Genomic DNA, 20,394 nt, shown 5'->3' with positions numbered 1-20,394 from the left:
AAAAGCGAAACATTTCCTGAAAATAAATGAACATGTTATCATATAGAGTGAAAAAGTGTGAAAAGAGGAGGTAAGGGATACGATGGTACATATGCATATTACAGCATGGGCGTTAGGTTTAATTTTATTCTTCGTTGCGTATTCACTTTATTCAGCAGGAAGAAAAGGTAAAGGTGTACATATGGGGCTTCGTCTTATGTACATTATCATTATTGTGACAGGTTTCATGTTGTACATGGGGATTATGAAGACTGCAACAAGTAACATGCACATGTGGTATGGTTTAAAAATGATAGCTGGTATTTTAGTTATCGGTGGAATGGAAATGGTTCTTGTGAAAATGAGCAAGAACAAAGCAACAGGGGCAGTTTGGGGGCTATTTATTGTTGCATTAGTAGCAGTATTTTACCTTGGACTGAAATTACCGATTGGTTGGCAAGTATTCTAATAAAGAAAATAAAACCACCTTATAATCTCAAAGACTTGGGAGCTAAGGTGGTTTTTACTTTTTATGTCGCATCGATATGTAACTCTTCTCCATTTACTTTCGTAAAACGGAACATGTTTTTATTGGATGTAGTGTGACGGACGAAATGATGCTGTAGTGTACAGATCATCTCTTCGTTATCAAACAAAAGAATATTTACTCCTTCGCGTGACTCCTGTTTCGGTAAGAAAGATAAATAATTATGACAATACATGCAATCATATAAAGAGTAGTGAAGTGATTGCAATGATTCGGTTAATAATGTGAACACAGAGTCAGGTAATTCCTCGAGCCATTCATTATAGCTAAGAAGTAATTTTTTTCGAATACGTATCATTTCCCCGTTTTGCAGGTGGTGCTGTTCGTTGGCGATTTGTAATATATCTTGTTCATAGAAACGAGCTGGTAGCCAGTTGTTGTTATATAAAATCTCAAAACCATCTTCGGCAATATCTTCTAATAAAAATGCTTCATCATTTTCATCATCAAAGAATACCCATTCATTGTTTATATATTCTACATTACCGACTGTATGAGCGCGGGGCTGGTTATATAAAATATGGTTACGTTGTATCATACATGATTTCTCCTTTATAAAAAGTAGTTATTCCTGTTATAGACAGTTCGTGCATTCTTTATAACTAGACACATCTAGACATAGGTGGGCATACAATAAAACACGTTTTACTGAGTGAGAATGCTATTCCATATGTGGATAGTAGGTTATCGTCAAGTTTTCCATTTTTTGATCCGCACTCTTAGGGTGGGGATTACTGCACGTTCAAGAAAAGAAATAAGATGGAAGGATGATTTATATGTGCGGGATTACAGGATGGGTGGATTATAAACGCTCATTAGAAGGAGAAAGAGATGTCGTTACGAAGATGGCTGAGACGTTAGCGAAACGTGGTCCGGATGATAATAAAGTTTGGATTAAAGGCAATGTCGCATTTGGGCATAAACGTTTAATCGTTGTGGACCCTGAGGGCGGGAAACAACCGATGACTTGTTTAAAAGATGAAACGAATTACGCCATTTGCTATAACGGTGAACTTTATAACACAGAAGACATTCGAAAGGAATTATTAAGAAGAGGGTATACGTTTAAAGGTCATTCTGATACAGAAGTATTATTAGCTTCTTATATTGAATGGAAAGAAGAATGTGTCGATCATTTAAACGGTATATATGCGTTTGCTGTATGGGATGAACAGAAAGAACAAGTATTTATTGCGCGAGATCGACTAGGTGTAAAACCGCTATTTTATAAATATGATAGTGGGCGATTACTATTTGGTTCAGAGTTAAAAGCGATACTGGCTCATCCAGATGTGAAGGCGGAAGTAACGTTAGAAGGGTTATCCGAAATATTCGGCCTCGGACCGTCAAGAACGCCTGGCCATGGTATTTATGCTGGTATAAAAGAATTACGTCCAGGTCATGCGATGACATTTTCAAAGAACGGTTTATGTATATGGAGATATTGGAATGTAGAAAGTAAAAAACATGAAGACTCTTTTGAAGAAACAGTAGAGAAAACGCGCTTTTTATTACAAGATGCGATTACAAGGCAGCTTGTTTCTGATGTGCCACTATGTACTTTTTTATCAGGTGGTGTAGATTCGAGCGCTATTACAGCTATCGCAGCAAAAGAATACGAGAGATCAGGAAAAGGGCAATTACACACGTATTCTATTGATTACGAAGATAATGACAAATACTTTAAAGCGAATGCGTTCCAGCCAAATTCAGATGCTCCGTTTATTAATTTAATGACTGAGACATTTCAAACAACCCATCATCGCTGCGTCATTTCGAATGAAAAATTAGCAGAGTATTTAACTGAAGCAGTACTCGTTCGTGATTTGCCTGGTATGGCAGATATCGATTCGTCATTATTATGGTTTTGCCGCGAAATTAAACAAGATTTTGTCGTCGGTTTATCTGGGGAATGTGCAGATGAAATATTTGGTGGATATCCGTGGTTTTATAGAGAAGATGATTTACAATCGAGTGCCTTTCCGTGGATGCGCTCTACAGAAGCACGTGAACAACTGCTAAAGAAAGAATGGAGAAATAAATTAAATTTACAACAATATGTACAAAGGCGCTATGAAGAGTCGATTCAAGAAGTTCCTATTTTAGAGGGAGAAAGTCCGCTAGAAGCAAAAAGACGCCAATTATTTTATTTAAATATGGTATGGTTTATGACAACATTATTAGACAGAAAAGACCGCATGAGTATGGGGGCAAGTTTAGAAGTACGTGTTCCATTTGCAGATCATCGCCTTGTCGAATATGCGTGGAATATTCCTTGGGAAATGAAAATGTATAAAAACCGCGAAAAAGGTCTATTACGTAAAGCGTTAGAAGATGTACTTCCACATGACATCTTATATAGAAAGAAGAGTCCTTATCCGAAAACGCACAATCCACACTATACAAAAGCAGTAACAGTATGGCTTCAAAATCTATTAACGGATAAAGGTTCAATTTTACACGAATTGTTTGATAAGGAGCAGTTGAACGGATTAATTCAGTCTGGTGGCAGTGCATTTCAAACACCATGGTTTGGTCAATTGATGACTGGGCCACAGCTTTTAGCTCATTTAGCACAAATTCACGTTTGGTTTAAAGAATATGGGGTAAATATTAAGGAATAAGGGAAAAGCGGCTTACAATTATGTAAGTCGCTTTTTATTAAAGAAATTGTCATATAAAATTCAAAATCACCTTATAAATAATACTTAATTAGAATTATTATTTTGACATACTTATTATTAATTGTTATAATTGGAAACAAATGTTCTGAAAAGGATTCTCATTTATAAAATTGAGGTGTTATATAGATGACAAAGAAAAAAATAGGTTTACTCGTAATGGCGTATGGAACACCAGAATCATTAGACGATGTAGAGGCATATTATACACATATCCGTCACGGACGTAAGCCGTCAGAAGAAGCGCTTGAAGATTTAATTGGGCGCTATAAAGCGATTGGTGGAATTTCGCCGCTTGCAAAAATTACGAAAGAGCAGGCGCATAAATTAACAGATTCGATGAATAACATATTTACAGAGTATGAATTTACTTGTTACTTAGGTTTAAAACATACTGCGCCATTTATAGAAGATGCTGTAGAGGAAATGAAGCGAGATGGAATTGAGCAGGCGATTAGTATCGTATTAGCACCGCACTATTCTACATTTAGCATTAAAGCGTATAATGATCGTGCTATTCGTCTTTCAAAAGAAATCGGTGGTCCTGTTATTGAACCAATTGAACAATGGTATGATGAACCGAAATTTATTTCGTATTGGGCAGACCAAATAAAAGAAACGTTTACAGAAATTGATGATAAAGAGAAAGCAGTCGTAATTTTCTCAGCGCATAGTTTGCCAGAAAAGATTATTGCAGCAGGAGACCCATATGTAGAACAACTAAAGTATACGGCAGATTTAATTGCAGAAGCTGCAAATATTCAAAACTATACAATCGGTTGGCAAAGTGCTGGGAATACTCCTGATCCATGGATTGGTCCAGATGTCCAAGATTTAACGAAAGATTTATATGCAGAGCATGGGTACGAATCTTTCGTATATTGCCCAGTTGGTTTTGTAGCGGAGCATTTAGAAGTTTTATATGACAACGATTATGAATGTAAAGTTGTAACTGATGAATTAAATGCCAAATATTTTAGACCAAGTATGCCGAATGCACAATCTGCATTTATCGACTGTTTGGCTGAAATTGTTTCAAAAAAAGTGAAGGAAATAGTTGACAAAGGTTTAGTTTTGAATAATAATTAGTTTATAATAATTTTAAATAAATAATAATTACTATGAAGGAAAGAGGAGGATCCCCCTAGATGAATCCAAATAATCGCTTAACAACAAACCAAGGTGCTCCAGTTGGAGATAACCAAAATTCTCGTACAGCTGGTCGTCGTGGACCAGTATTATTAGAAGACTATCATTTAGTAGAAAAACTTGCGCACTTTGATCGTGAACGTATTCCGGAGCGTGTTGTGCATGCACGTGGTGCAGGTGCTCACGGTGTATTCGTAACGAAAAATAGTATGAAGCAATATACGAAAGCGGCATTTTTACAAAATGAAGGAACTGAAACGCCTGTATTTGTTCGTTTTTCAACGGTTATTCATGGTCAAGGTTCTCCTGAAACAGCACGTGACCCACGTGGGTTCGCTGTTAAATTTTATACAGAAGAAGGAAACTACGATATCGTAGGTAATCATTTACCGGTTTTCTTCATTCGTGATGCAATTAAATTCCCTGATATGGTACATTCTTTAAAACCAGCACCTGATACGAATATTCAAACGCCAGATCGTTACTGGGATTTCATGGCGTTAACTCCAGAATCTACACACATGATGACATGGGTATTTTCTGATTACGGTACACCAGCAAGTTATCGTAAAATGGAAGGTTTCGGCGTCCATTCATTTAAATGGATTAATGAAGAAGGTAAAATTGTTTATATTAAATACCACTGGAAACCACAGCAAGGTGTACGTAACTTAAATGCGAAAGAAGTGCAAGAAGTACAAGGGAAAGACTTCAATCATGCAACTCGTGACTTGTTCGACGCAATCGAAAAAGGAAATCACCCGAAATGGGATTTACACGTACAAGTTATGCAATTAGATGAAATGGACTCTTTAGACTTTGATCCATTAGATCCAACGAAAGTATGGCCAGAAGATCGCTTCCCATTAATGGAAGTAGGGACGATGACGTTAAATCGTAATCCGAAAAATTTCTTTGCAGAAGTAGAACAAGTAGCGTTCTCTCCAAGTGCAACTGTAAATGGTATTGAGCCATCGGAAGATAAATTATTACAAGGTCGTTTATTCTCTTACCCAGATACACAGCGTTATCGTCTTGGTGCAAATTACTTACAAATTCCTGTAAACTGCCCATACGCAGCTGTTCATAATCAACAACGTGATGGTGCGATGCAAGTAAATCAAAACCCATCTACAATCAACTACGAACCGAGCCGTCATGCAGAGAATCCGGTTGAAGACAAAGCTTACCGCGATTCAACTATGAAAGTAGAAGGCTATGTATCTCGTGAAAAAATCGAGAAACCAAATGACTTTAAACAAGCAGGTGAGCGTTACCGTTCATTCTCTAAAGAAGAGCAAGATAACTTAATTGCGAACTTAACAAATGATCTAAAAGACGTAAATGAACGCACAAAATTATTAGCTGTTTGTAACTTCTTCCGTGCAGATCAAGAATACGGTATGCGCTTAGCGCAGGCGTTAAATGTTGATATTACGCAATATGTAGGAAATGCTCCGAAATAAATAGGAAAAGACGACCGGGTTTCGGTCATCTTTTTTCTATAACGTTATGTGGGGTATTTTGCTTGTAAATTATGTCGGAATTTGTTTGTAAATCGATATGTTGTGTCGAACCGTTGATATATTGAAAGAAACAATCGATATATTTGAAAAATCGTTGATATATTCAAAAAACCGATGATATATTTACATTTATACTAGGTGGGGTATGTTGCCTAGTACGCAAAAAAGAGATGCAATCTACTATCAATAGATTGCGTCTCTTTTTTAGTTTGCTCGCTCTGCATGTTCATAAGCCTTCTCGCCGTGCATTGAAATATCAAGACCCATGTGTTCTTCATGTTCATCGACGCGAACAGGGAGGAAGAAGTTAATCGCTTTAATAATGGCATACGTCATGATGATCGTGAATGCATATGTTGCGCCAATTGCTATAAGTTGTTTAAACAGTAAAGCGGCGTTTCCGTAAAACAATCCGTTCGCACCATCCCCGTTTACGGTAGTAGTTGCAAATAGTCCTGTTGCAATACCGCCCCAAGTTCCTCCGATGCCGTGGCATCCAAAGGCATCAAGTGTATCGTCATACCCGAATTTTGTTTTTAAGAAGAAAACGGCGCCAAAGCATAATATACCACCAATTGCTCCGATAAGAAGAGCGGAGAAAGGTGTAACGAACCCGCAAGCTGGTGTAATAGCGACTAGACCAGAAACAACTCCGCAAGCAGCTCCCATCGCAGTCGGTTTTGATTGGAAGAACCATTCAGAAAGCATCCAAGTTAGAGCGGAGGCAGCAGCGGCTATATTTGTATTAATAAATGCAGTTAAAGCTACGTCGTTTAAGGATAATGCGCTGCCGACGTTAAAACCGAACCAGCCAAACCATAATAAGCCTGCGCCTAACATTGTAAATGGCAAATGGTGAGGAGAAGAACCGTTTATGTTTTTTCGTTTTCCAAGGAAAATAGCTAATACAAGACCAGCAACTCCGGAAGTGATGTGAACGACGTTTCCGCCAGCGAAGTCTAGTGCACCAAGTTCCCTTAGCCACCCGCCGACGCCCCATACCCAATGAGCGACAGGATTGTAAACGATCGTTGTCCATAGAAGGATAAAAATAAGAAAGGCAGAAAATCGCATTCTTTCAGCGAATGCACCTGAAATTAAAGCTGGAGTTAAAATGGCGAACATGAGTTGAAACATCATGAATAAATTGTGAGGAATAGTAGATGAGTAGTCTGGATTTGGTGCGTAGGTAACTCCGTTTAGACCGAACCAATCAAGTGTACCGATAAGCCCGTGCCAATCTGGTCCGAATGATAAAGAATAGCCGATAACAATCCATTGAATCGAAACGATAGCCATTGCGCTATAACTATGCATCGTTGTGCTGAGTACATTTTTGCTGCGAACCATACCTCCATAAAAAAGTGCCAATCCTGGTGTCATCAACATGACCATTACTGTCGTCACAAACATAAAAACTGTATCTCCCATATTCATGAGCTCTCCTCCTATAATGTTAGAAAAAATAACATCTATTTGTTATGTTTCATATCATATTCGAAATTAAACTAAAAATCAACTAAAAATTCAGAAAATTATATACATGATGTCAGGAAATCTAACATGAATTATTTTGTGAGGATTAAAATCGACATATGCGTTTCGTTCGGATAATTGGTATAATATTCTTAAAATTAAAAAACTTGGGGGATGCGTGTGGGAAAAATACGGACTAGGAAACTATTCATTTGTTTTTGCTTAGCTTTTGTTTTGTTTGTACCAATACATACTTTTGCAGACGAAAAAAGAGAGTGGCGAGATGAAGTTATATACTCCATTATGATTGATCGCTTCAATAATGGAGAACCGAAAAATGACAAACAATTAGAAGTTGGTAATTTAGAAGGGTATCAAGGCGGGGATATAAGAGGAATTATAAAAAGGTTGGATTACATAAAAGAAATGGGTTTTACTACCGTTATGCTTTCGCCACTTTTTGAAAGTGGAAAGTACGATGGATTAGACGTGCGAAATTTTAAAAAGGTAAATGAACATTTCGGGACAGACAATGATGTGAAAAAACTTGTAAAAGAAGTTCATGCAAAAGGAATGAAAGTTGTATTTCAATTTCCGCTTGGAGAAAACGAACAACAGGTAATTGACGTAATGAAATGGTGGATAAAAGAAGTTGATTTAGACGGAAGTTATGTTATACATAGTGAAAAAAAGCCGCGTTCCTTTTGGGATAACGCGCAAAAAGATATGCAAGTGATAAAGAAAGATTTTCGTATTATGACAAAGGAGGATAGCGAATACAACGAAAAAATAGTAGAATCGTTTTCTAAAGCAGATGTATCGGTGAAATCGTTATACGATGTGAGTAAAAAAGAAGGAGAATTTGTTACGTTCTTAGATAATCAAGAAACAAAAAGATATGCGCGTATTGCAAAAGAAAATATGTATTATCCGCCATCACGTTTAAAACTGGCGCTTACTTATTTGTTAACATCACCTGGAATTCCGAATTTTTATTACGGAACTGAAATTGCATTAGATGGAGGAAGTGTACCCGATAATAGACGATTAATGGATTTTAAGTCAGACGAAAAATTTATGCAGCACATAACAAAACTAGGTGAACTTAGACAGGTGAGACCGTCTTTACGACGCGGTACGTTTGAGCTACTGTATGATAAGAGCGGTATGAGCATACTAAAACGAAAATATAAAAATGAAGTAACTTTAGTAGCAATTAATAATACGAAAGAAACACAAAAAGTCTCCTTACCTGCAAGTACGATTGGTGAAAAACAAGAGTTAAGAGGATTGTTGCAGGATGAAATTATAAGAGAGGAAAACGGGAAATTTTATCTCGTTTTAAAGCGTGAAGAATCAAACGTGTATAAAGTTAACGGAGAAACAGGTGTGAATTGGTTATTTATCTCCTTAATCGTTGGGGTGAATGTATTATTTATTGCGTTTTTAATTGCAGTTAAAAGGAAGCGTAGATAAGATGAGAAGTTGCTGGCTCTATGTTCATGTCTTCTTATTGTATATGTAAGTTTGTTCGGTGGCGCGATAGTGTTTATTCTGTTGATATGAAATTTCTTAAGAGAAACGATGTGAGAATGAAAACGTCCCTAGTGAGAGGAGGGCCAGGTTAGGAAGAGGATTTTCTTCCTAACCTGTTTTTTGTGTTAGCACCGATAGGGAAGAATCTTTGAAAAATCAATAATTGCAACTATATTAATTTTACATTACATTAAAAGTTAGAGAATACTCTTATACTAATACAGTGCTAAATAGTAGGTGGGAAAATGGAGTTTTACGATTTGGGTATTACCATTAAAGAGCTTAGAATTAAAAAAAATATATCACAATCCGAATTATGTCATGGAATATGTTCGCAAAGTCAAATTAGCAAAATAGAAAAAGGTGTGATTTATCCATCTAGTATATTGTTATATCAATTATCAGAAAGACTTGGTATTGACCCAAATAATATATTTGCATTAACTCAAAGCAAAAAACTAAAATATGTAGAAAATGTAAAATGCGTAATAAAAGATTGCTTAAAGCAAAAACAATACAAAGAACTTTATGAAATAGTGAAAAAAGAGAAAAACGAAAATAACTTCCAATCAACAGAAGATAAACAATTTTTAATATGGCATGAAGCGATTGCTATATTTATGGTGGATAAATCAATAAAAACTGCTTTAGATTTTTTAAATAATGCATTAAAATTAACTGTAACTAATTCAGATTTTTTATCAGAAAGAGAAATAGATATTATGCAGACAATTGCTATATTCCATGGGGAAAATAAAGAATATGAAAAAAGTATTAATATATTAAGAAGGTGTTTAACTAATTTTAATAAGTTAGATTTTCCTAGAGATAAAGAAATTAAATTGAAAATTATTTTTAATTTAGCAAAAATTTTAGGTCATGCAAATCAACATGAAGAGGCAGTAAAATACAATGATATGGGTATCAAACTAGCTATTAATCTAAATACTTTATATTTACTAGGTGAATTATACTATGGAAAAGCTTGGAATTTATTGAAACTTAAACAACCTAATGAAGAAGATGTTGCAAATAACATGAAAAAAGCATTATTTATATTTGAACTAACAGAAAAAGAAAATCTGATAAAAATGGTTAAAGAAAAATATTTTGAAAACCAAACTGAAAAAAGTCACTCATAATTCATTTGGAAATCACTTGAAATATAATAAAACCTACAGGGAAAATCCCTGTAGGTTCTAAACTTATAAACTTTCTTCTAAAATATTAGTGTTTAATATAAATTTTTGAATAAGAGTTTACTTAGTGTACTTTTTATTTTGAAGTCTGCATCTTTATTAACGATGTATGCTTCTTTTTAAATCCATCCGAATATTATTGGTTCAAGTCGGAGGAAGGTACTTTGAAGTGTCTTTTTTTTATGACCTTTATCATTAACTATTTAATGTTTTTTTAAATGATTACATGACATAGTTTTTTTGTACCAAGCTTTGTTGATACAGTTAGACTTATCCGTTAGTGAATTCGCATTATTAGAACATCCTACAGTATTTAGGGAGAATGTGGCCAATAAAAACCAGAGTATTAATTTCTTCATAATAACCACTTCTAACTCTTTTTTAATTAACATTTTTTAAGTTCCTTATTAATTTTACATTACATTAAAGGTTGGGAAATATTCTTATACTCATAAATTGTTACGTTTTGGCGTGGAGAGGAATTATGAGTTACAGCGATTTTTAAGATGACTTTGGTCTAGGATGTAGTTACTAAGAAAAGTAATTCAAATCGAAGGGAAAACGTCTTAAGGTGTCTTTTCCTTATTTTCAATTTACTTAGCGATTTTTACCACACATACCCTTTTTCTATAGTTTGTTCTCGTAATATTGTCTCTACAAGACAAAAAAGAAAGCTCCTCTAATTAAGAGGAGTTTTCTTTTTAGCGGTAGTTAATGAACTGTACGTCGATTGGTAAATCAGCGCTACGAACAGCTGCGATTACTGCTTGTAAGTCATCACGGCTTTTTGCTGTAACACGTACTTGATCATCTTGTACTTGTGTTTTTACTTTTAATTTCATTTCTTTAATGATATTGTTAATTTTTTTCGCGTTATCTTTATCGATACCTTGTTGAAGTGTTGCGCGTTGGCGAACAGTGTTGCCAGTTGCAGCTTCAACTTTTCCGTAATCTAAGTTCTTAATTGGAACGTTACGTTTTACAAGCTTAGAAATTAAAACGTCTTTTACTTGGTCTAATTTGAACTCGTCGTCAGAAGTTAAAACTAGTACTTCTTTTTCTAATTTAATATCACTTTTACTTCCTTTAAAGTCATATCGGTTTTGGATTTCTTTTAATGCGATATTAATTGCGTTTGTTACTTCAGGTAATTCTACTTTCGAAACGATGTCAAAAGAACTATCTTTTGCCATAGTTAGCACCTCCAAATAAATTTTTAATCTTTTTATGTACTGTACATACTAAAGTATAGCTGAAAACGAGCTTAGACTTAAGTGTTTTCATACTTATAATCATGTAACCTCATTTTATTATAGTGAATTTTGGGCAGTTGGACAAATAAAGGAAAAATCGTGTTATAATTAACTTTTGTTTGGAATGATAAAAAGATAAAAAAGTTAATTTTATATATATAGAAGGGAATTAAAAAATATGTATTTACAAATAGGATCGATTGAACAGGTAACTGTTTTACGCGAAACGGAAATCGGATATATGGTTGGAAATGAAGAAGAAGAAATTTTTCTACATAAAAATGAAGTAGCTGGAGAAATTGAAGAAGGCGATACGATTGATGTATTCTTATACCTTGATCACCAAAATCGTATTTCGGCAACAATGAAGGAGCCAATTATTACAACTTATGATTGGAACTGGGTAAAGGTTGTAGAAGTTATTCCTAGTTTAGGTGTGTTTGTTGATATTGGTGTATCAAAAGATATACTAATTCCGGCTGATGAATTCCCAATTTATATGCCAGTATGGCCAGAAGTTGGAGACGAATTATATTGTACGTTAAAATTAACGAATCGTGATCGTTTAATTGCTCTCCCAGCAAGAGATAGTGATATGCAAGAAATCGTTGTAGAGGCGACGCCATCTATGCGTAATAAAAATGTAAATGGGCGTGTGTATCGTTCACTTCAAGTTGGTTCATTCGTATTAACAGATGAGCATTTCCGTGCATTTTTACATCATACAGAAAGAAAAGAACAAGTTCGCATCGGTCAGCGCGTAACAGGACGTATTATTGATGTAAAAGATGACGGCACAATTAACATTTCCCTTCTTCCTCGTAAAGAAGAAGGAATGGAAGATGATGCTGCAGTAATTTATGCATATATGGAAGAACGAGGCGGAGCAATGCCGTTTTGGGATAAGAGCCATCCAGAAGATATTAAAGAACGCTTTAACATGAGTAAAGCTGCATTTAAGCGCGCACTTGGTAAGTTGATGAAAGAAGAAAAGGTTTACCAAGAAGAAGGTTGGACTTACTTTAAGAAATAAGATAGAAGATTAAAAAGCACACCCTTATCTAAAAAGATAAGGGTGTGCTTTTTTTAATTTCCTTGCGGAGAAACAAGAGTAAATGTATCTTTCAAATCACTATCATTTATTTTAATATTTGCCTTTTTTAATTCCTCTTGTAACAATTTTTTGCTGAATACAGGATCAGCAGTACGTTCTTCCTCTAAGTTTTTGCGAATAGAGTTTTTTACTTCATCGTAAGGTTTTAAATCTTTTTTATCAGTTAATTTAATAACGTGATAACCGTTTGATGATTTTACGGGATTGCTAATTTGTCCAACATTTAGTTTGTAGGCAGCCGTTTCGAATTCAGGAGCCATTGTACCTGAATTGAAGTATCCAAGGTCTCCGCCTTTATCTTTTGATAGTAGATCTTGTGATTCTTGTTTTGCTAATTCTTCAAATGAAGCACCAGCATCTAGTTTACTCTTTATTTCTTTCGCTTCATTTTCGTCACTTACTAAAATGTGACTCGCTTTAATTTCTGGCTTATAGTGGTCTTTTACGTCTTTCTCTGTAATGCTTTTCTTAATCGCTTCATTCATAGCAAGTTTGAACTTAATTTGATTTTTAAAATCCTCTTCATCTTTTAAACCATTATTTTCTAATACTTTTTTGAATTGATCTCCATATTGTTTTTTTACTTTTTCTACTTCTTTATTTACCTCTTCATCAGGTACTTTATATTTTTTTGTGATGACGTCTTGTGCCATCATTTCGTATAGCATGTCTTTTCCGTAACGATCTTTCAATTGTTTTTCGAAGTCGTCCTTCGTAACAGTCGAGTCTGTTGCTGTGGCGACTGTAGCTGATCCGTTTTTTTGTCCGCAAGCAGATAGCATCAATATACTTATTAGTGCAGTAATAATGAAAATATGTTTCCCTCTCATGCCAACACCTCATCCGAATATGTTATCGCTATTGTAGAATATAGAAGTGAACATGAAGTGAATTTTTAATGTTTTTTTCCTTTAAAATGTAAAAAAGTACATCAACATAATTGTTGATGTACGATGGAATCAAAGGTGATCGGTCTTTTTAGAGTATGCACGTTTACCTTGCTGAATATTTTTTTGCTCTTGCTCATTTTTTTGTGTGCGTTTTGCATTATTATCGCGTGCTTTTTTGTCGTTATCACTCGTATGTGGCATATGTATCAACTCCATTTCTAAACGTTGTACGTTTATCATTTCCTTTTTCGTAAAGACTATGTATAGCGGTGCATTTATGAAGGGTAAAGGTGGATTCGAAATGGATTTGAAGTTGAATTATACTGAACTTATAAAGAAGTTAATCGTTGTAATCATCGCAGGTTTATTAAACGCGATTGGGATGAATTTATTTTTAACGCCAGCGAAAGTGTATGCGAGCGGCTTTGCTGGATTGTCTCAATTATTATCACAAATATTAGGTGATTTTTTATCGATTCACATATCTACGGGAGTATTGTTTAGCTTATTTAATATTCCTGTCGTTATTTTAGCGTGGAAAAAGGTTGGAAAGGCCTTCACCTTTTTTAGTTTTCTTTGTGTTATATTTATGACTTTGTTTCTAGAAATCATCCCTGTTAGAGCGGTTTCGAATGATATCATATTAAATGCGATTTTTGGCGGGATTATTTCGGCAATTGGAGTAGGGATTGCTTTAAAGTGGGGTGCTTCTACAGGTGGATTAGATATTATCGCCATGATTTTATCAAAAATAAAAGATAAGCCTGTCGGTACATACTTTTTCTTTTTTAATGCAATTATCATTATCGCTGCTGGCTATGTATATGGATGGGAAAAAGCGTTATATACGTTAGTGACTTTATATGTATCAACGAGAATTATTGATGCAATTCATACTCGTCATGTAAAGATTACAGCATTAATTGTTACGAAGAATGGGGCGGACGTAAGAAAGGCGATTCACTCGCGATTAGTAAGAGGAATTACAACGATACCAGCAACAGGTGCTTATACGAATGAAAATAAAGAAATGTTAATGATGGTTATTACCCGTTACGAGTTATACGAATTGGAGAGGATTATTAAACAAGTGGACCCAGGTGCATTTACAAATATACTGCAAACAGTTGGGGTGTTCGGATTGTTTCGGAAAGATTAAAGAGGACCGAAGTTGGTCCTCTTTTTTAATGTATATTCGTAATGTTTTGCAATTGCTCTTGCATTTCACGGAGCTGAACTTTTTCAGCAGTTGAAGAGTTTGCGTAAGCGGATTGCAAAGCATTTTTTGCTCTATATACGAGATCTTGTTGCTCAGTACCGCTTGAACAAGATACGGCATTTTCAACAGCATCTCTAGCTTGTTGGAATAGTAAGTTCCCCATTTAAACCCCTCCAAAAGAAGAGTTACTTCTTGCCTTTTCTGCCTCAGCTAATGTACCTCTGTACGGGAATCTTGCATCATGCTTCATAACAGCATCGGCTCCTTGTTGGATAAAACGCTTTGATTTGTTCTTTTTACCCATTCGAAAAACCCCCTTTATTTAGCTGAAAACAATCGACGCGATGTCTCTTGCGTCTACTTATAGTATGGACATTTGGCAGGAAACTATAAGTAGGGAATTTTTAGATTACAACCCAAGAACCTCTTCTAAATATAAAGCAATACCATCTTCTTCGTTCGTTAACGTCGTATGGTTTGCGAGTGATTTTAATTCAGGGATGGCATTCCCCATTGCGATGCCGTGACCAGCAAATTCAATCATTTCAAAATCATTATCTTCGTCACCGAAAGCGATAATTCGCTCTTGTGGAATGTTGTAATGACTAGAAATTTTTTGTAATCCAACCGCTTTATTTAATCCGCTTTTCACAATCTCAATAATCGGCCAAGGTGCGCCCCATTTTCTATGATCGATTACTTCCGCGTGCATATCCGTTAAATGTTGACGAATTGCAGTGGAATGCTCGTCATGTGCATCAATTAATAAGCAAGTTGGATGATCGTTTAAAATATTTAATAAGTCTCCCGTAAAAATCTTAGGAGAGCCGAATTCGAAAATATGTTTTTTATCTTCATCAATTTCACGAACATACACATCGTCCATTACTTCCGCGTATATATTTTTTACGCCGAAATCAAAGCAAGCTCGTACAATTTCTTGCGCTGTTGCTAGCTCAAGAGGAGAGTGGTGTGTTCCCCAGCTTGAATCAAGAGGATGATGTACGTAAGCACCGTTAAAGTTTACGATAGGTGTGTTAAGAGCAAGTTCTTTATAGTAATCATAACTAGCACGGAATGGACGTCCTGTTGAAATAACAACAATATGTCCCTGTTCCTTTGCTTTTGCAATTGTATGTTTCGTTCGAGTGGAAATTATTTTGTTGTCTGTTAATAAAGTACCGTCTAAGTCTAATGCGATTAAATGTTGTTTGTTCATAATTTCACCTCTTATAATAATTTTTTTGTATCTATCTGTATTTCCGTTTTTAATATGCAGAAATAAGAGGTTAGACTCGGTGAAATCACCATAGATGGAAATTTCACTATATATCCATCTTACGTCTCAAAGTGCTGCGGTGTCTACTATTTATCGTTGGAAATTAAGAAAAGTCAACATCTTTTTAGAAAGTTCAAACAATGTTTCTTTCATTATGTACAAATTGTGAAAAGGGTTACATTGCTCGTGTGATGAGGCATATAATGAACATGTAATCTTCTCGTATATGTTTGACTCTCCTTTGAAACTAGCCTAGAGTAGGTTGGTTTCTTTTTTTTCTACAAGTAGGAAAGAAATCCCTGCTTACGCTTGTATCATTCATATATATGTACAAGGACGAGATGTAGTACTGTTTCCTAAACATGACAGAAAACCTTTCTTTTAAAATGGATATACTAATGAGGCAAAGACGTCATGGAAGGAGAATGAAAATGGGACAAAATCGCAGGTTTCGTTCTGGACAAAAAGCGCCGAATGATGGTATTTATGTAGAAATTGGTGAAACGGGAAGTATGGTGAAAAATCCGCAAATGGTACAATTAACTGCCGGTGAAAAATTTCCAGATAATACGAATCATAACCGTCAGTGGACATATAAAAGAAAACCGTAACAGAAGCCGCAATCGTTATTGCGGCTTTTTTGTCGTTACACATTATAATTTCATTTACCGTATTTTTAAAACAATATAATGAATGCTTCCTTTTTCTTTTTCCAATAATAAGTTTGAAAATACATAGGCAAAATTATTGTATAAAAAAGTAAGTTGGCGTATAATCAAATCAAAGGTCAAAGAAAGTCAAACTTTTGGAGGGCTGTAAAGATGGACTTAAATCAAATGACAACAAAAACACAAGAGGCGATTATGAGTGCCCAATCTTTAGCGGTATCTCATCATCACCAAGAGGTGGATACTGTTCATCTATTACTTGCATTATTAGAAGAGCAAGATGGATTAGCAGTACGTATATTTCAAAAAATGAATGTTGATATAGAAGCATTAAAGCAAAGCGCTGAAAGCTTAATTAAAAAGAAACCTTCTGTAACAGGGAGCGGTGCAGAGGTTGGAAAATTGTATGTAACGGGCGCTCTGCAACAATTGCTTGTAAGAGCAGGGAAAGAAGCAGAAAAACTACAGGATGATTACATTTCAGTCGAACATGTATTGCTTGCTTTTTCCGAAGAAAAAGGCGATATAAATCAATTATTTGCAAGATTGCATATTACGAAAGATAACTTATTACAGTCTTTAATGACAGTTCGGGGGAATCAAAGAGTGACTAGTCAAAATCCAGAAGTAACTTATGAAGCGTTAGAAAAATATGGCCGTGATTTAGTGGCAGAAGTGAGAGCCGGGAAAATTGATCCTGTTATCGGCCGAGATAGTGAAATTCGACGCGTTATCCGCATTCTTTCACGTAAAACGAAAAACAATCCTGTTTTAATTGGTGAGCCAGGTGTTGGTAAAACAGCAATCGTTGAAGGATTAGCACAGCGTATTGTGAAAAAGGATGTACCTGAAGGATTGAAAGATAGAACGATTTTTGCATTAGATATGAGTGCGCTCGTAGCAGGTGCGAAATTCCGTGGTGAGTTCGAAGAGCGTCTGCAAGCTGTATTAAATGAAATTAAAAAGAGTGAAGGCCGCATTTTATTATTCATTGATGAACTTCATACAATCGTTGGAGCTGGTAAAACAGAAGGTGCGATGGATGCAGGAAATATGTTAAAACCGATGCTTGCTCGTGGTGAACTGCATTGTATCGGGGCGACAACATTAGATGAATATCGTAAATATATTGAAAAAGATCCAGCACTAGAAAGACGTTTCCAACAAGTATTAGCAGAAGAACCAACTGTTGAAGATACGATTTCCATATTACGTGGATTAAAAGAACGCTTTGAAATTTATCACGGTGTAAATATTCATGACCGTGCGATTGTAGCAGCGTCAGTTTTATCAGATCGATATATTTCAGATCGCTTCTTACCGGATAAAGCGATTGACCTTGTTGATGAAGCGTGCGCAACAATTCGTACAGAAATCGATTCTATGCCGACAGAATTAGATGAAGTAACGCGTCGTATTATGCAGTTGGAAATTGAAGAAGCGGCTCTTGGAAAAGAAACGGATCGTGGTAGCCAAGAGCGTCTAAAAACATTGCAACGTGAATTATCGGATTTAAAAGAAGTTGCAAGTGGTATGAGAGCGAAATGGGAGAAAGAAAAAGAAGACATTCACAAAGTTCGTGACTTACGTGAACATTTAGAACGTCTGCGCCGTGAATTAGAGGAAGCAGAAGGTAATTACGATTTAAATAAAGCAGCCGAACTTCGTCACGGGAAAATTCCTGCAATCGAAAAAGAATTAAAAGAAGCGGAAGAAATGGGCGCGCATAATAAACAAGAAAACCGTTTATTACGTGAGGAAGTAAGTGAAGAAGAAATTGCAGATATTGTTTCACGCTGGACTGGTATTCCTGTTGCTAAACTTGTTGAAGGCGAGCGTGAGAAATTACTACGCTTAGAGCAAATCTTATCAGAGCGTGTCATCGGACAAGAGGAAGCAGTAAGCTTAGTATCAGACGCGGTTCTTCGTGCGCGCGCTGGTATTAAAGACCCGAATCGTCCAATTGGTTCCTTCATTTTCTTAGGCCCTACGGGTGTTGGTAAAACAGAACTTGCAAAAACGTTAGCGCAGTCTTTATTCGATAGTGAAGAGCAAATGATTCGTATTGACATGTCTGAGTATATGGAGAAACACGCTGTGTCACGCTTAATTGGTGCGCCTCCTGGATATGTAGGATATGAAGAGGGCGGTCAATTAACAGAAGCGGTAAGACGTAAACCGTATTCAGTTATTTTGTTAGACGAAATCGAAAAAGCACATCCAGAAGTATTCAACATTTTATTACAAATGTTAGATGATGGACGCATTACAGATTCACAAGGAAAAACAGTAGACTTTAAAAACACAGTTATTATTATGACTTCAAATATTGGATCTGCTCATTTACTAGAGGGATTAGAAGAAGATGGTTCGATTAAAGAGGAATCAAGAGACCTTGTAATGGGGCAATTAAGAGGACATTTCCGCCCTGAATTTTTAAACCGTGTTGATGAAATTATTTTATTCAAACCTCTTACAACGAATGAAATTAAAGCCATTGTTGATAAAATTGTAAAAGAACTACAAGGCCGTCTAGCTGACCGTCACATTACAGTAGAATTAACAGATGCAGCAAAAGAATTTGTTGTAGAAGCTGGTTTCGATCCAATGTACGGAGCTCGTCCATTAAAACGATACGTACAACGTCAAGTGGAAACGAAATTAGCAAGAGAATTAATTGCAGGAACAATTACAGACAATAGTCACGTAGTTGTTGATGTAGAAAATAACGAATTAGTCGTTCATGTGAAATGAAAATAAAAAAGAGTTCGGATAAAATCCGGACTCTTTTTTTAGTGTTGTTCTACTGGCTCGTTTGGAATTGCAGCTGAAATTGCGAGTACTAATACAGCAAGAACAACTGAGAAAATAGACGCTTGGTTAAAGTCGTATGTACCGCCAGTCATAGAGCCAATTACGTAGCTCATCATATGTACAAGTAAGAACGACCAAATTAATGCCCAAATGAAACGCATATTTTACACCTCTATTCGTTCAATCTGTCCTTATTGTAACACAATTGAAAAAAGAATATAGAAAAATATTTGTAGATTTTTCAACGCAAATTTGCATTCCGTTCATACATTATAAAAGAGTGGTTTTATATGTTTAGAAAATAAGGCGGGGGAAAAATGAGTATTACGGAACGTTTTTTTTACTTAGAAAAAGAACCATGTGTCATTTATTTACCGGAGAAGCCAAATGGATTTTCTGTTATGCTCCTCGGTGATTATAACTACTTTATTGAGAATGGTACAAGTTTATGGACACAACATGCGGGTAAATCTTATTTCTTACATGGTCTTATTGAGCAAGGCTACACGGTCTTTTCCTCTAATTTATACGGAAGACATTGGGGGAACGATCAATCTGTTCGTCTGGCAAAACGTTTATATGATGTTGTTTTGAGAAAAGAGACGTTAAATGCGAAGATGCACATTATGGCAGATGGTATGGGAGCGCTTGTGGCACTTGAAATGATGAACAAATATCCTGAATGTATTCGTTCTGTTGTTATGTTAAATCCGTGTTTAGATTTACCAGAATATGTGGGTTTTGAGAAAGAGCATAAGTTTTTTTACAAGAGACTCGTGAAGGAATTAAGTTTGGCGTATGATTCCAAAGAAGAAGAATTAGATTTAAAAATAAATAAGAAATCATTTACGCTTCTTCCATCTTGTGTACCTGTTAAAATTTTCGTATCAACACAAGAAAAAAGAGGAAGAAAACAGCAGTTGCGGAGATATGAGAAAATGAGGCAATTAAATCAATGTGATACTTCTGTCTTATTCCATCTGCAAGATGTGAAATATAAAATGGTTAGGCAAACGACCGATTTCTTTAAAAAATATGAAGAAGAATTGTGAAGCTCCCATATA

The 20,394-nt window shown here is 35.6% G+C and carries 20 protein-coding genes; 11 read left to right on the top strand and 9 right to left on the bottom strand.

What is annotated here, in order from left to right:
* The first annotated feature begins 82 nt into the window (after positions 1-82).
* Positions 83-448 (top strand): YisL family protein, encoded by a 366-nt coding sequence (locus OXT04_RS16365; protein ID WP_000233490.1) that lies wholly within the window; start codon positions 83-85, stop codon positions 446-448.
* Positions 449-509: 61 nt separating this feature from the next.
* Here the strand turns inward: OXT04_RS16365 and OXT04_RS16360 are convergent, their stop codons facing one another.
* Complete coding sequence (locus OXT04_RS16360) at positions 510-1,064, bottom strand: DUF2777 domain-containing protein (RefSeq protein ID WP_267415977.1); 555 nt, start codon at positions 1,062-1,064, stop codon at positions 510-512.
* Between the two features lie 238 nt (positions 1,065-1,302).
* Between OXT04_RS16360 and asnB the strand changes: the two genes are divergently transcribed.
* From asnB to katB, 3 genes are all read left to right on the top strand, one after another.
* Entirely contained in the window at positions 1,303-3,150 is a 1,848-nt protein-coding gene (gene asnB / locus OXT04_RS16355; protein WP_000333991.1) for an asparagine synthase (glutamine-hydrolyzing), read from the top strand.
* Between the two features lie 186 nt (positions 3,151-3,336).
* Entirely contained in the window at positions 3,337-4,296 is a 960-nt protein-coding gene (gene hemH, locus OXT04_RS16350; protein ID WP_065228459.1) for a ferrochelatase, read from the top strand.
* A 59-nt stretch (positions 4,297-4,355) separates the two neighbouring features.
* Positions 4,356-5,822, top strand: coding sequence for a catalase KatB (gene katB, locus OXT04_RS16345; RefSeq protein ID WP_267415969.1), 1,467 nt, complete (start codon positions 4,356-4,358; stop codon positions 5,820-5,822).
* Positions 5,823-6,086: 264 nt separating this feature from the next.
* Here the strand turns inward: katB and OXT04_RS16340 are convergent, their stop codons facing one another.
* Positions 6,087-7,319, bottom strand: coding sequence for an ammonium transporter (locus tag OXT04_RS16340; protein WP_087966117.1), 1,233 nt, complete (start codon positions 7,317-7,319; stop codon positions 6,087-6,089).
* Positions 7,320-7,532: 213 nt separating this feature from the next.
* Here OXT04_RS16340 and OXT04_RS16335 point away from each other — a divergent pair, with 213 nt between their 5' ends.
* A complete protein-coding gene (locus tag OXT04_RS16335) occupies positions 7,533-8,834 on the top strand; it encodes an alpha-amylase family glycosyl hydrolase (protein WP_267415962.1) in 1,302 nt (433 codons plus the stop codon).
* 305 nt (positions 8,835-9,139) lie between these two features.
* Positions 9,140-10,036, top strand: a complete 897-nt coding sequence (locus tag OXT04_RS16330; RefSeq protein WP_267415960.1) for a helix-turn-helix domain-containing protein — start codon at positions 9,140-9,142, stop codon at positions 10,034-10,036.
* Between the two features lie 758 nt (positions 10,037-10,794).
* Here OXT04_RS16330 and OXT04_RS16325 read toward each other — a convergent pair.
* The gene (locus tag OXT04_RS16325) at positions 10,795-11,286 is read right to left on the bottom strand and encodes a YajQ family cyclic di-GMP-binding protein (RefSeq protein WP_001040146.1); all 492 of its coding nucleotides are present in this window, start codon (positions 11,284-11,286) and stop codon (positions 10,795-10,797) included.
* A 238-nt stretch (positions 11,287-11,524) separates the two neighbouring features.
* Between OXT04_RS16325 and OXT04_RS16320 the strand changes: the two genes are divergently transcribed.
* The gene (locus OXT04_RS16320; protein ID WP_000281268.1) at positions 11,525-12,379 is read left to right on the top strand and encodes a CvfB family protein; all 855 of its coding nucleotides are present in this window, start codon (positions 11,525-11,527) and stop codon (positions 12,377-12,379) included.
* Positions 12,380-12,432: 53 nt separating this feature from the next.
* Here the strand turns inward: OXT04_RS16320 and prsA are convergent, their stop codons facing one another.
* Both prsA and OXT04_RS16310 read right to left on the bottom strand, forming a co-directional pair.
* A complete protein-coding gene (prsA, locus tag OXT04_RS16315; protein ID WP_001214222.1) occupies positions 12,433-13,290 on the bottom strand; it encodes a peptidylprolyl isomerase PrsA in 858 nt (285 codons plus the stop codon).
* Between the two features lie 129 nt (positions 13,291-13,419).
* Complete coding sequence (locus OXT04_RS16310) at positions 13,420-13,551, bottom strand: DUF3941 domain-containing protein (protein WP_001120851.1); 132 nt, start codon at positions 13,549-13,551, stop codon at positions 13,420-13,422.
* Positions 13,552-13,651: 100 nt separating this feature from the next.
* On the opposite strand from OXT04_RS16310, the gene OXT04_RS16305 reads away from it, so the two are divergent.
* Positions 13,652-14,509 (top strand): YitT family protein, encoded by an 858-nt coding sequence (locus tag OXT04_RS16305; RefSeq protein WP_000364431.1) that lies wholly within the window; start codon positions 13,652-13,654, stop codon positions 14,507-14,509.
* Between the two features lie 25 nt (positions 14,510-14,534).
* Here the strand turns inward: OXT04_RS16305 and OXT04_RS16300 are convergent, their stop codons facing one another.
* The 3 genes from OXT04_RS16300 to OXT04_RS16290 all read right to left on the bottom strand — a co-directional run bounded on the left by OXT04_RS16300 (position 14,535) and on the right by OXT04_RS16290 (position 15,788).
* The gene (locus tag OXT04_RS16300) at positions 14,535-14,732 is read right to left on the bottom strand and encodes a DUF3813 domain-containing protein (protein ID WP_000527406.1); all 198 of its coding nucleotides are present in this window, start codon (positions 14,730-14,732) and stop codon (positions 14,535-14,537) included.
* Positions 14,733-14,873 (bottom strand): hypothetical protein, encoded by a 141-nt coding sequence (locus OXT04_RS16295; RefSeq protein WP_000516816.1) that lies wholly within the window; start codon positions 14,871-14,873, stop codon positions 14,733-14,735.
* 105 nt (positions 14,874-14,978) lie between these two features.
* Entirely contained in the window at positions 14,979-15,788 is an 810-nt protein-coding gene (locus OXT04_RS16290) for a Cof-type HAD-IIB family hydrolase (protein WP_001041231.1), read from the bottom strand.
* A 491-nt stretch (positions 15,789-16,279) separates the two neighbouring features.
* Between OXT04_RS16290 and OXT04_RS16285 the strand changes: the two genes are divergently transcribed.
* Both OXT04_RS16285 and clpB read left to right on the top strand, forming a co-directional pair.
* Positions 16,280-16,459 (top strand): YjzC family protein, encoded by a 180-nt coding sequence (locus OXT04_RS16285; RefSeq protein ID WP_000531422.1) that lies wholly within the window; start codon positions 16,280-16,282, stop codon positions 16,457-16,459.
* A 210-nt stretch (positions 16,460-16,669) separates the two neighbouring features.
* Positions 16,670-19,270, top strand: coding sequence for an ATP-dependent chaperone ClpB (clpB, locus tag OXT04_RS16280; protein ID WP_267415951.1), 2,601 nt, complete (start codon positions 16,670-16,672; stop codon positions 19,268-19,270).
* Positions 19,271-19,308: 38 nt separating this feature from the next.
* Here the strand turns inward: clpB and OXT04_RS16275 are convergent, their stop codons facing one another.
* On the bottom strand, positions 19,309-19,491 hold the full coding sequence (locus OXT04_RS16275) for a YjzD family protein (protein ID WP_001211116.1): 183 nt from the start codon (positions 19,489-19,491) through the stop codon (positions 19,309-19,311).
* Positions 19,492-19,647: 156 nt separating this feature from the next.
* Between OXT04_RS16275 and OXT04_RS16270 the strand changes: the two genes are divergently transcribed.
* Positions 19,648-20,382 carry a lipase family protein gene (locus OXT04_RS16270; RefSeq protein ID WP_000028690.1) on the top strand — a complete coding sequence of 245 codons (735 nt, stop codon included), beginning with the start codon at positions 19,648-19,650 and terminating at the stop codon, positions 20,380-20,382.
* Positions 20,383-20,394: the final 12 nt, after the last annotated feature.

It is taken from the genome of Bacillus sp. GC_Bacil_1 (genome assembly GCF_026540675.1).
Classification (GTDB): Bacteria; Bacillota; Bacilli; order Bacillales; family Bacillaceae_G; genus Bacillus_A; species Bacillus_A cereus.
Note: the sequence above shows the minus strand (reverse complement) of the source record. Positions and strands in the feature narration are given on the sequence as shown.